This window comes from Dysgonomonas hofstadii (assembly GCF_014196915.1).
GTDB classification, from domain to species: Bacteria; Bacteroidota; Bacteroidia; order Bacteroidales; family Dysgonomonadaceae; genus Dysgonomonas; species Dysgonomonas hofstadii.
The window spans coordinates 196,308-209,789 of sequence record NZ_JACIEP010000003.1 but is presented as its reverse complement, the minus strand read 5'-3'; the positions used below and the strand labels follow the sequence as shown (position 1 = coordinate 209,789).

The following is a 13,482-nucleotide window of genomic DNA, read 5'->3' as shown; positions in this document are numbered from 1 at the left end:
CTTATCCGAAAACAAAGCAACCTATAAGATATTCTTACAGGTTGCTTATATATTAATTATTAATAAGAGCTATTTAATAATCTTTCACTTCCCATCCAAGGGCGCTGGCACCGAGTACAGCAGCATCGCTTTCTTTCAGTTCCGACATAAGAAGTTTGATCTTATTGCGGTAAATAGGGAGCATATTCTCTTCCATATTCTTACGTACCGGATCGAAGATAAATTTACCAGATCTGGCTAGCCCTCCAAATAAGATAATAGCCTCAGGACTGGAAAATGCCACAAAATCGGCAAAGGATTCTCCTAATAGCTGTCCTGTGAATTCGAATATTTCCAATGCCAGCTGATCACCTTTAACGGCTGCATCGTAAACGTCTTTTGATTCAATTGTATCCAAATCCAATTCTCTCAGTATACTAGGGTCTTTTCTCGTTTGCAGATATTCTTTTGCTGTGCGGGCAACACCTGTAGCAGATGTATAAGTTTCAAGACAGCCTTTCTTTCCACAGCCACAGATGCGTCCTTCACGAATTATAGTTGTGTGTCCAAGCTCTCCGGCAAAACCATCATGTCCATATACTAACTGCCCGTTAACTACTATACCACTACCAACACCTGTACCCAGAGTGATAACAATGAAATCTTTCATTCCCCGAGCTGCGCCATAAGTCATTTCTCCGATTGCAGCAGCATTGGCATCGTTAGTAAGAGCCACCGGAATATTCAGCTTATCAGAAAGCATCTGAGCTAAAGGAATCACACCTTTCCATGGCAGGTTAGGCGCAAACTCTATACAACCTGTAAAATAATTACCATTAGGAGCTCCAACACCAATACCTTTGATGTTTCCTGAACCTCCAACCTGATCAATTATCTCCTGTACACCAGCAGACAGATGGTTTACATATTCGTTTATTTCTTTATAAGCTCCTGTTTTGATAGAACCTTGATTTATAATGTGTCCTCTTTTATCAACGACACCAAAAACCGAGTTGGTTCCACCAATATCGATTCCAATAGCATATGGTTTTTCCATGATTTAAAAATATGTTAATTTTACAATGTAATTATTTTCAGATTTTAGCTGTACAAATATAATTAATTCTCACATATAAATATACTTGAAGAAATGATAAAAACGTATCCCCATATGCTAATTAACATTTAGGTTTTAAAGGTTTTTAAGATAAGAGTCCAGAATTTTGTTTGCTGCAGCAAATGAAGTCATTTGAGAATTTAAAACCTGTTGTTCATATCCCTTCAATTCTTCCTGAATTTTCGGGTTATTATAGAAATTATTTTTAAGTTTTTCATTTATAGTCTCATACATCCAGTATCGTGATTGTTCATTACGGCGATAGTCAAAATATCCATTTTTCTTTACAAAATCAATGTAGTCATCTATCATTTTCAGGACTTCATCGATGCCGATTTCATAATACCCCGAATAAGTCATCACCTTAGGTGTCCAGCCAGAATCGGGTAGGGGAAACAGATGCAATGCATTCTGAAAATGGGATTGAGCCAGTTTTGCTTTCTCTATATTAGTTCCATCGGCCTTATTTATAACAATACCATCAGCCATTTCCATAATTCCACGTTTAATGCCCTGCAATTCATCTCCAGTTCCTGCTAGTTGAATAAGCAAGAAGAAATCTACCATAGAATGTACAGCAGTTTCAGACTGTCCTACACCAACTGTTTCCACAATAATGCGATCAAAGCCTGCAGCCTCGCATAATATTATTGTTTCACGGGTTTTGCGTGCCACACCTCCCAGCGAACCGGCAGAAGGGGAGGGGCGGATAAAGGCATTATGTTCTACCGAAAGTTTCTCCATACGGGTTTTATCACCCAGAATACTACCTTTTGTAACCTCACTCGAAGGATCAATAGCTAATACGGCCAGTTTATGGTTCTCCTTCAGAATATGCATTCCAAAAGCATCTATCGATGTGCTTTTTCCTGCACCCGGAACTCCGGTTATCCCTACACGGATAGAATTTCCTGTATATGGTAAACATTTTTCTATCACTTCCTGTGCTAGAGCCTGATGATCTGGCTTGGCACTTTCAATAAGGGTTACAGCCTGCCCCAGAATAGTAATATTTCCTTTTAAGATACCTTCCACATATTCTGAAGCTGTATATGTTTTACGTTTAAATTTTTTGAAATTATTTAGATAGGGATTTACTGTAGGTTGTTCGGAAGTCCCTTTGTTTACACGTAGTCCCTGAAACTGTTCATCGTTCTCGATATGTTCCATATTCAAATATATTTTAAAATTGAATTATGATGTAAATATAGTAAAAAAAGAGGAGGGCTTAAAGTATCAGGTATATGTCAGAGAAAACCCAGAAAATCACAAATAGCAAATTTCTGTCACCTATGTCATAGATAAAGTATCTGAAATAAAATGCATATTTAATTATCAAAAGAAAAACAAATTAAACATAATAGAGATTATATAACAATTGAATTAAAGTTAACATTTTCTTAAAATCCCATAGCTTTTTTTATTTCCCTAATTATTTTTAAGAATCTTTCGTCATATGCTTCTTCATAAAAACCAAATTCCCCAAATCCACCAGGTATTGCCAAAGCGTCATATTCGTCAACATCTATTTCTTCAATGGTTTTATCTACTATTACGAGTACATCAAAAGTACTTATAACTTTTTCAGTAAAACCACATGTGTCAACTATCAAATTATGTCCATAATCAACTCTGGCCCAGCCAAGAATATCTATAAAAACACAAAACTCCATAGTCTCAAATCCCTTTGCCAGAAACACCAATACTTTCTTATTTTGCATACTTTTCAAAATTGTCAATTTGTTAAAATTTCTGTCAGTTTTGCGATGAATAATATGCTCATTTGTGAGATAAATACAAATATAGTAACTTTTGATTATTTAAAAGATAATAAAAAAGGAGCTGTCCCAAAGTAGGAACAACTCCTTCGCTTTTATATATCAATTTTTTTTATTCTTCAGTCTCTCCTGTAATTGCTTTCAAAGCGTCATCAATAACTTTCAGTTCACTTGATTTATCAACATCTAAAAGACTTAGATTGTAATATACATTCTGAAGTTTCATCAAAGCAGGTCTAACTTCATATGTATCTGCATTTTTTGCTTTCAACAGATCATAATATTTTTCCAGGTATGGTAATGCTTTCAGATACAATTCTGATGTTTGTTTATCCATTTCAGCCTGCTCTCTCCGAGAAGCAGCCTGGCTCGCTTTTTCTTTCAAGTCCTGTGCTTGCAATACGTATAATACGCCCAATCCTTCTAATGCTCTTTCGCAATTCGGATCAGCAGCTATAGCTGCTGTATATGCTGGAGCCGCTTCATCGTAGTTTTTTTGTTCAGCATAAAGAGATGCTTTAACACTCATAAGATCACATGTATTAGACGGATCATTAGCTATAGCCTGATCAAGATATGTCAGAGCTTCAGAAACTTTTCCTCCTCTTATAAATTCATTGATAAGATTTGGTGTAAAATATTTATTACTAGGGAATTTTTGAGCTCCTTCGCGTAATGTTTTTACATACGAAAGGCTGTCCTCAACTTGCTGATATTCACTAGCTAACAATTCGTATACATCGCTTTCCTTATATGTGGTATTAGCAATATAAGGTTCTGCCATAATTTTATTCAACAATTTTATAGAACGGGCATGATCCTGCGATTGTATAGAACTGATAACAGCATAATATTTAATAGTCTGGAATATAGAGTCTATAACAAAAGCTTCTTTTGAACCCTCGAACATTGCCAGTGTAGGCATCTCCCAGTATCTTTCAAAAAAGTCTGCTGCCCTCTTATAATTTTGTTTATCATTGTAAAATACACCACCATTGATGAAGTATTTATGACCATCAAGCATGTTCTTCACAATGTCTTTTCTTACTTTATTTTTAACTTCTCCTTTTTCATTCGGAAGCTGTCCCAGTTCGTCTGCTTTAATGTATGGATCATACATGTTGTAAAGCCCGGTATACATAGCCTCTTCATTACCTCCTTTACCTGTAAATTGCTTTTGCATTTCCAGTGTACGTTCATTGTCAAAAGCCGTATATTCAATATCGCCGGCAAGTTTCCATGTTTCAGGATCATTTGCTGTTTCCGGATCGGTAAGCGCTGGCTTAATCAAAGTTCTGGCTTCCGGAATATCCTTCTTCATTGCAGATTTGGCATCTTTCACTGCTTTTTTCTGAGCAAAAGAGAAACCTGCCAACACACAGAGTGATGTAATTAATAATATTCTCTTCATATTACCTGTTTTTAAATTAATTATCTATTCTGTTACTTCAAAGTTATTTGTGTCTGTTGTGTTATCGTCATTACTATCATCAGATAAATCTAAATCTATGTCATTTATATCTTCATCTTCTGGTTCTGATTCAACCTTACACACAGAGGCTATTTCATCATTCCTTTTACCCAGATTTATAAGTCTTACGCCCTGTGTAGCACGTCCCATAGTGCGAATATCTGAAACTTTTAGACGAATTGTTATACCAGACTTGTTAATAATCATTAAATCGTTATCATCAGTAACACTATTAATCGAAACCAGCTTACCTGTTTTGTCTGTAATATTCATGGTTTTAACGCCCTTCCCTCCACGGCTGGTAATCCGGTAAACAGGTACAATATTGCCGTTTTCATCAAGGATTTCGTTACCCTCTTCGTCTTTATCATTCAGATTTGTTCGCTTACCATAACCCTGTTCCGAAACTACCATAATAGTTTCAGTTTTTTGTGCTTCTTTCGACATAGCAAGCATGCCTACAACTTCATCTTCTCCGTCTTCATCAATACGCATACCTCGAACTCCAGTGGCTGTACGTCCCATTTCGCGGACTTCCGATTCATGGAAACGTATAGCGCGCCCATTACGGTTAGCTATAAGGATTTCACTATCACCGTCAGTCATAAGCACTTCTATCACTTTATCGTCTTCACGTATAGTTATCGCATTAACACCATTCTGACGTGGACGGGAATATGCTTCAAGGCTTGTTTTCTTAATAACTCCTTGTTTAGTACAGAATACAAGATAGTGCGTATTAATATATTCTTTATCACCGAACCCTCTGACACGTATAAATGCTGTTGCTTTATCATCCGATTCTATATTTAGAAGATTCTGTATTGCACGCCCTTTCGAATTCTTGGTACCTTCCGGTATATCAAATACACGTAACCAGTAGCATCTTCCTTTTTGGGTAAACAGCAAGATGTAATTGTGCATCGAAGCCGGATAAATATGCTCAATAAAGTCTTCATTACGTGTTTCCGAGCCTTTTGCCCCTACTCCACCTCTGTTTTGAGCCCTGAATTCGCTTAGCGGAGTACGCTTAATATAGCCTAAATGAGAAACAGTAATAATCATTTCGTCATTGGAATAGAAATCCTCCGGATTAAGTTCCTCTGATGCATAAACTATCTCTGTACGACGTTTGTCTCCGTATTTGTCTCTTACTTCGATTAATTCATTTTTAATAACAGTCATGCGAAGCTCTTCATTCTCAAGAATTTCTTTTAAATATGCGATCAGTTTCTGAACTTCATCATATTCATTATGTAATTTATCCTGTTCAAGTCCTGTCAACTGACGCAGACGCATTTCTACGATCGCACGAGCCTGGAGATCAGAAAGAGAAAATCTCTCCATCAATGTTTCTATAGCCTCCTGTGGAGATTTAGACGCTCTGATTATTGCTATCACTTCGTCAATATTGTCAGAGGCAATAATCAATCCCTCAAGTATATGTGCCCGTTCTTCCGCTTTACGTAAATCGAAATTAGTACGACGAATAACCACATCTATTCTGTGTTCTACAAATGCGGAAATCATGTCTTTAAGATTCAGCGTACGTGGACGGCCTTTTACCAAAGCGATGTTATTAACACTGAATGAAGACTGTAATGCTGTAAGCTTATATAACTTGTTAAGCACAACATTCGCATTCGCATCACGCTTAACATCGACAACGATACGCATTCCCTGACGGTCTGATTCATCGTTTACATTGCTGATGCCATCCAGTCTCTTTTCGCCGACTAAATCGGCTATATGCTTGATCAGTTCGGCTTTATTTACCAGATATGGTATTTCTGTAACTACGATTTTTTCATGATTGCCTTCCATTTCTATTTCGGCACGACCACGCATAATAACCCGGCCACGGCCAGTTTCAAAGGCATCTTTAACACCCTGATAGCCATATATAAATCCACCGGATGGGAAATCTGGAGCTTTTATGTGCTCCATCAGACCTTCGATCTCGATATCTTTGTCTTCAATATATGCAATAGTGGCATTAATAGCTTCTGTCATATTGTGAGGGGCCATATTGGTAGCCATACCAACAGCAATACCGGATGCTCCGTTTACAAGCAGATTCGGAATACGTGTAGGAAGAACCGTAGGTTCTTTCAACGTATCATCGAAGTTAAGCTGAAAATCAACAGTTTCCTTATCTATGTCTTTCAGCATTTCTTCTGCCAAACGGCTCAGACGGGCCTCGGTATAACGCATTGCTGCCGGACTATCACCGTCAACACTACCCATATTACCCTGACCGTCAACCAACATATAGCGCATACTCCATTCCTGAGCCATACGCACCATCGCAAAATAAACCGAAGAGTCTCCGTGCGGGTGGTATTTACCTAATACTTCCCCCACGATCCTGGCTGATTTTTTGTGTGGTTTATTTGAAGTGTTTCCTAATTCGCTCATACCATAAAGGATACGGCGGTGAACGGGTTTAAATCCGTCCCTTACATCGGGCAATGCTCTCGATACAATTACCGACATTGAATAATCAATGTAGGCAGATTTCATTTCGTCCTCGATGTTAATTTTAATAATTCTATCCTCTGCTTCTGCCATTATATTTTAAGATAATTTTTTTATTCTCAAATATTTATAAAAAGCCTTTGTGATAAGGTTTTCACGACTGTTTAAAAAACATGCTAAGATACAAATTTCCTTTTTATTATGAAAATATACAGACGCAAAAAAGCCCGGGAAGTATATATATCTACCGGGCTTTTATTTATATGAATTTTACTTCAATTCAACAGTCAAAAAATTATTCGTTTTTACCGTGGCAGTTCTTATATTTTTTACCACTTCCGCAGAAACAAGGATCATTTCGCCCCGGCTTCTTGTCTACATGTATCGGAGCTGTAGGTCGTGGTCTGTTTGGATCTTGTCCCGGCATAGGCGGTCTTCTTTGTTCGCCTCCACCTTGATCAACATCATCTTTTTCTGTACGATAGCGGCTATAATCAGTTTTTTGTTCCGGCGCAGCCTGACGAACCTGTTCAGGTTCACGAACCGGTATCTGACCACGCATCAGTATAGTTACAGCTTTCGAGTTGATGCTATTCAACATAGTTTTGAAGAGGTTGAAAGATTCAAGCTTATAGATCAACAGTGGATCTTTTTGTTCATAGCTCGCATTCTGTACCGATTGTCGCAAATCATCCATTTCGCGAAGGTGTTCTTTCCACTCTTCGTCTATCGTATGGAGAACAATTGCTTTTTCAAAAGATTTGATAATATCCTTCGACTCGGTTTCGTAGGCTTCTTTCAGATTACATGAAATATTGTAGATACGTTTTCCGTCTGTTATAGGAATAAGTATATTCTCAAATTTATCTCCCTGCTCTTCAAAAACCTGTTTGATCACAGGGTTAGCAATCTCTGCCAGACGATCCATCTTTTGCTTGAAGTTCTGTACTGCTTTCTCATAAATAGCATCTGATATAGCCTCCGGCTTCATCGAGCGGAATGCAGATTCGTCAAATGGTACTTCGATAGCAAACAAGCGTAGCAGATCTATTTTTAATCCTTCGTAATCGAGATTGTTAGCATATTCTTCTGATAAATTAACTGCTGCATCGTAGAACATATTCACAATATCGATGCCAATACGTTCTCCCATCAGTGCATGACGGCGGCGTTTGTAAACCACTTCACGCTGCGAGTTCATCACATCGTCATACTCCAGCAAACGCTTACGGATACCGAAGTTATTTTCTTCTACTTTCTTCTGGGCACGCTCCACAGACTTGCTAAGCATGTTATGCTCAAGCATTTCGCCTTCTTTGAAGCCCATCTTATCCATCATCCCTGCAATACGCTCGGATGCGAATAAACGCATCAAATCGTCTTCCAGCGATATATAGAATACTGATGATCCCGGGTCACCCTGACGTCCGGCACGACCACGCAACTGACGGTCTACACGGCGCGATTCGTGACGCTCTGTACCAATGATTGCTAAACCTCCCGCTTCTTTCACGCTAGGCGCCAATTTAATGTCGGTACCACGACCAGCCATATTGGTAGCAATGGTAACCGCTCCCGGCTGTCCGGCAAGGGCAACAACCTCGGCTTCACGCTGGTGTAACTTGGCATTCAATACATTATGTTTGATCTTACGCATGGTAAGCATCTTACTCAGTAATTCTGATATTTCAACAGAAGTTGTACCTACCAGTACGGCACGTCCTTCACTTACAAGCTTTTCTATTTCCTGTATAACAGCCGTATATTTTTCACGTTTGGTCTTATATATACGGTCGTTCATATCGTTACGGGCAATTGGCTTGTTAGTAGGAATAACTACCACATCCAGTTTGTAGATGTTCCACAACTCACCTGCTTCTGTTTCCGCCGTACCTGTCATACCGGCAAGCTTGTGGTACATACGGAAATAATTCTGCAATGTAATGGTTGCGAATGTCTGAGTGGCAGCTTCTACCTTTACACGTTCTTTTGCCTCTATCGCCTGATGCAGTCCGTCAGAATAACGGCGTCCGTCCATAATACGGCCTGTCTGCTCATCAACGATCATTACTTTATTGTCGATAACAACATATTCATCATCCTTCTCAAATAATGCATATGCTTTAAGCAGCTGATTTACTGTATGAACACGTTCTGACTTGATCGAGTAATTCTGCATAATCTCGTCTTTCTTCTGTGCTTTCTCGCCATCAGATACAGTCAGATTTTCGAGTTCGGATAGCTGAGAACTAATATCTGGCAATACGAAAAATAACGGGTCGTCAGAATTACCTGTCAGCAGGTCAATCCCCTTATCCGTAAGCTCAATGCTGTTATTCTTTTCATCGATTACAAAATAAAGTTCGTCTGTAACTTCATGCATCCGGCGCATCTGCTCAGCCATGTATTCTTCTTCTGTCTTCAGCATAGCAGCTTTGATACCCGGCTCACTCAGGAACTTGATCAATGGTTTATTTTTGGGAAGTCCTTTAAATGAACGATATAACAGGAAAGCACCTTCTTTCTGTTGTTCTTTATCTTCCGAGTTCATCTTCGCTTTTGCTTCAGCCAATAATTTTGTGGCTAAATCTCTTTGTGCTTTTACGATTATTTCCACACGTGGGCGGAACTCTTCAAAAAGCTGTTGTTCGCCTTTAGGTGTCGGCCCTGAAATAATCAATGGTGTACGGGCATCGTCGATCAATACGGAGTCAACCTCGTCAACAATAGCGAAGTTATGTTTGCGCTGTACCAGATCGGATGGGTTAATTGCCATATTATCACGCAGGTAGTCGAAACCGAATTCATTGTTCGTCCCGAACGTAATATCTGCCTGATAAGCTTTGCGACGACCTTCCGAGTTAGGCTGATGCTTGTCAATACAATCTACGGAAAGCCCATTGAACATATACATAGGCCCCATCCACTCCGAGTCACGTTTTGCCAGGTAATCATTCACCGTTACCACATGCACACCGTTGCCTGTCAGCGCATTAAGGAATACAGGTAATGTACCCACAAGGGTTTTACCTTCCCCTGTAGCCATTTCGGCAATCTTACCTTTATGAAGCACAGTACCACCAAATAGCTGTACATCATAATGAATCATATCCCAAACGATCTCATTTCCTCCTGCTACCCAGTGGTTGTGATAGATAGCTTTATCTCCATCTATATCAACAAAATCATGTATTTCAGCCAGTTCCCTATCAAAATCAGTCGCTGTTACTACAATCTCTTCATTTTGCGTAAAACGGCGGGCGGTATCTTTCATAATGGAAAAAGCTTCAGGAAGCACCTTGTCGAGTACTTCTTCGTATTTGTCCATTACTTCTTTTTCCAGCTTATCAACTTCAGCCCAGATTTCTTCACGCTCGTCTATTTCGAGTGTTTCAACTTTAGCTTTCAGTTCTACAATTTTATTTTTTTCCGTAGCTACATAATCCTGAACCTGCTGTCTGATCTCTGCGGTTTTGGCACGCAGCTCGTCGTTCGACAGACGTTCTATTTCAGGATATACAGTTTGTATACGGTCTACATACGGATTAATCTCTTTTAAGTCGCGTTGAGATTTGTTTCCGAATAATGATGTTAAAAAATCAGCGAATCCCATATATATTTATTTTTTTATTTCAAGATTTAATATTTAAAAATTTCAAGATTACTCATTTTCATTGTTAACAGTTAACTATTGACTGTTAGCTGTTCAGAGTAATTCGGATAAAGCTTCTTCTTTTGCCGCATTCGGCGAACGTATGCGCATGATATACGATACAGTAGGCGCTATTTCGGTAGCCTTTATCGTTCTTTTAATCCGTTCGGGCTTGATGCTGTTTCCAAAAAAAATAACAGGGCATACAACAGCATTGTTGCGTACCTGCTTTTCCTTGAAAGAAGGATCCTGATCATTTACTATTTTATAACCTGGTTGCAGTTCTACAAATAGATCTCCGGTTGTTTCCTGGGTATAACCGTTTTTGTAGAATTCCATCACCGGATTCCATTGTCCATGCTGTAACTGATAGGTTGTATAAACTTCTTGTACTCCGGTAAACTCGGAAACAAACTCAGCAGCCTTGTTCTGGATTTCCTGTAACGATATATTCTTTTGTTTGATCAGCTCACGGTTCAGGTAAACCTGTCCGTTATATAATTTATCAACCCATTTGCTGTCCCTGCCATATATGGCCATCAAATACATATTGAGCAGAGCTTCGCAACGGTTTACATAAAACTTGCGTTCAGGTATATTTTGTTTTCCCGAATTGTCCGATTCGTTAGAGTTATAATAGCCTGTAGAAGTAACGAAGATCAGGGCGTTTCTTAATCCGACAGTCTTTTCAACTTCATCCAGTATTTTTTCAATATCCCTGTCGAGGCGGGCATATGTATCCTGTATCTCAACAGAATAATCAGATGTATTACCATAATTTCCGGCATAGAAAGTCAATGAAAGGAAATCCGGAGCAATTCGTTTTCCCAGTTCAGCCTTGTTTAAGACTGTCATTGCCATCGATGTCACATTCTCATTTATGGCAGGAGTTTGTTTTATCCTGACAAAAGCATCTGTCCCAGAACTTGTTTCATGAGTAAAATACGAGACGCCCTGTAAAAAAGGGAATGCCTTATAATCACCCATATTAAGTAATGGAGTCCATTTCGAGGTTTTGGCCTTTACCGAAAAATCATAATTACTGCGGTTTTCCTGGTCTACAGACCAGTAAAAAGCCCCATAATATGTAGATGAAGCCCATTTTCCAGTGTAGTCATCCACCCAGTACGCAGTGTTACCCCTCAATCCGGCAGTTATAAGAGCCTGGGAAATATTCGGAGCAAATGAATACACATCGGATGAGCCACCGGTGGCGATCTTTAATTCATCTGTTATGGTAGAGGTTTTTATTGCTAAAGGTGAAACCTTATCTTGTGTATAATTTCCCAGAAAATTATCGTCGGCAAATGTAGATACCTCCTGTTGCTTAGCAGCCAGATACTTTTTATTGCCTACTATCCCGTGATAAAACGGCATTGTGCCCGTATAAATGGTAGCTATGGCAGATGCATCGTCGAGATTAGGAAAGTCGTACTTTATGTTCTGATAGACCAATCCTTCGCTCAAAAGCCTTTTAAAGCCTCTCTGGGTAAATGTATGCTGGAATAACTCCAGATAATCGCCCCGCAACTGGTCGATAGTAATACCAATTACAAGCTTAGGTGTCTCCCTTACAGTCGATTGAGCCTGTATGGAAGATATTGTTAATACTGCGACTAAAGAGGTTATTATTCTTATCATTTTGCTCTGGGCAAGCTGTAATCAGCTTTCTTATTTAACTTTTTTACCTGTAAAATGTTCATTCCAGATCTGATCGCAATAGATAAGATATACGGAATAAATGCTATTTCTAATTGTTGTGGTATCAAACTCCATGCCAAAAGAAATGCTAAAAGCGCCACAAAGTTAATAAAATGATAATAACTTAGATACTTTGCCAGTGATTTTGCAAAGAATAAAAAGGCTGCGATCAATTGCAATGGATTCAGCCATATGATATTCCAGTTAGGATAAGTACATGGATGCTCCGAAAAAAACATCAGGAAAAATATGATAAATCCCGCAATACCAGCTATTAAGAATAATATTGTATCAAAAATATGAGCGGCCTTAAATTCTCTTTTTTTGTAAGTTAAGATAGAAATAGCAATTGTAATAATTAATAACAAAATCCCTGCATGGACAGGTTTTACCGGAATATCTTTACTCAATGGCGCCGGTTCTAGTAATATTGACCTGGAAAGAACCAGTTCGCGGGAAATACTGTCATTCCGGACTGTCGCTCCCTGATAAGCATTCATCAGATATTCGGGAAGGAAATCTTTTTGCCTGTCATTTATTGTCTTATCAGCCTCGGAACCAATCACAAGATCAACCCCAAATTCGAACCATGACCGTACTTTAGTGCATTCGTGCACAAGATCACGGTACGACTGGTCTTTACCTGTAGGGATATAATTTATTTTACCTTTTATGTACTTCTCCAGTATATCACGGGGACGGGTGGCGCAGTTGTCATAGAAATAATTGTACCGGTATTCCCTGTTTTCTGGTCTGATATTTATCAGAAAGGCGTCATATATTTCCTGTTTTTCTTCCTGTGTAAGGTTTAAGATCTGTTCTATGATACTTGTTCCTTTTTCCTGATAGTCCAGATAATAGTAATGGAAAGGAATAGCGGCAACCATGTAGTCGGTCTCGCCTTTGACGAATAACAATATGAAATTATCCTTACTCATATTGAAGATACCGAAATTAAAGGCGAAGTCGAAATTCTGCACAGGATCTTTTACCCGCATAGATGCATGCCCGAACAAAGAATAAACAGCTTCATCCCAAGGCTGATTTGTGAGAAGGCTGATTTGCGCCGAATCGCTCAGTGTTACAGGAAATATATATTCTTTCTGAGCTTTGGTTAACTGCACGAATCCGGTGATTAGTATAAGGAGTATAATATATTTACGCATCATATTTTTATTTATGCACAAAGATAAGATATCCGTTAAAAGAATGTGCTAAGTCAGACTCTTCATTCGTTATTATGATGTGAATTTTACTTAAAAACGAACATATTTATGTAGATAATGACAATGATATTATATAAATT

The 13,482-nt window shown here is 38.7% G+C and carries 8 protein-coding genes; all 8 read right to left on the bottom strand.

Annotation, left to right across the window (positions count from 1 at the left end; all coding sequences use genetic code 11):
• Window positions 1-73 precede the first annotated feature (73 nt).
• The 8 genes from GGR21_RS05295 to GGR21_RS05260 all read right to left on the bottom strand — a co-directional run bounded on the left by GGR21_RS05295 (window position 74) and on the right by GGR21_RS05260 (window position 13,345).
• Complete coding sequence (locus GGR21_RS05295) at window positions 74-1,036, bottom strand: ROK family protein (RefSeq protein ID WP_183306144.1); 963 nt, start codon at window positions 1,034-1,036, stop codon at window positions 74-76.
• Window positions 1,037-1,171: 135 nt separating this feature from the next.
• Complete coding sequence (gene meaB, locus GGR21_RS05290; protein WP_183306143.1) at window positions 1,172-2,266, bottom strand: methylmalonyl Co-A mutase-associated GTPase MeaB; 1,095 nt, start codon at window positions 2,264-2,266, stop codon at window positions 1,172-1,174.
• Window positions 2,267-2,496: 230 nt separating this feature from the next.
• Window positions 2,497-2,817, bottom strand: coding sequence for a DJ-1/PfpI family protein (locus GGR21_RS05285; RefSeq protein ID WP_246347997.1), 321 nt, complete (start codon window positions 2,815-2,817; stop codon window positions 2,497-2,499).
• Window positions 2,818-2,986: 169 nt separating this feature from the next.
• Window positions 2,987-4,285 (bottom strand): tetratricopeptide repeat protein, encoded by a 1,299-nt coding sequence (locus GGR21_RS05280; RefSeq protein WP_183306142.1) that lies wholly within the window; start codon window positions 4,283-4,285, stop codon window positions 2,987-2,989.
• A gap of 24 nt (window positions 4,286-4,309) precedes the next feature.
• Window positions 4,310-6,916, bottom strand: coding sequence for a DNA gyrase subunit A (gyrA, locus tag GGR21_RS05275; protein ID WP_183306141.1), 2,607 nt, complete (start codon window positions 6,914-6,916; stop codon window positions 4,310-4,312).
• Between the two features lie 202 nt (window positions 6,917-7,118).
• On the bottom strand, window positions 7,119-10,436 hold the full coding sequence (secA, locus tag GGR21_RS05270; protein ID WP_183306140.1) for a preprotein translocase subunit SecA: 3,318 nt from the start codon (window positions 10,434-10,436) through the stop codon (window positions 7,119-7,121).
• A gap of 93 nt (window positions 10,437-10,529) precedes the next feature.
• A complete protein-coding gene (locus GGR21_RS05265; protein WP_183306139.1) occupies window positions 10,530-12,116 on the bottom strand; it encodes an alkaline phosphatase family protein in 1,587 nt (528 codons plus the stop codon).
• On the bottom strand, window positions 12,113-13,345 hold the full coding sequence (locus GGR21_RS05260) for a lipoprotein N-acyltransferase Lnb domain-containing protein (RefSeq protein WP_246347996.1): 1,233 nt from the start codon (window positions 13,343-13,345) through the stop codon (window positions 12,113-12,115). Before GGR21_RS05260 ends, GGR21_RS05265 begins: the two co-directional genes overlap by 4 nt.
• Window positions 13,346-13,482 lie beyond the last annotated feature (137 nt).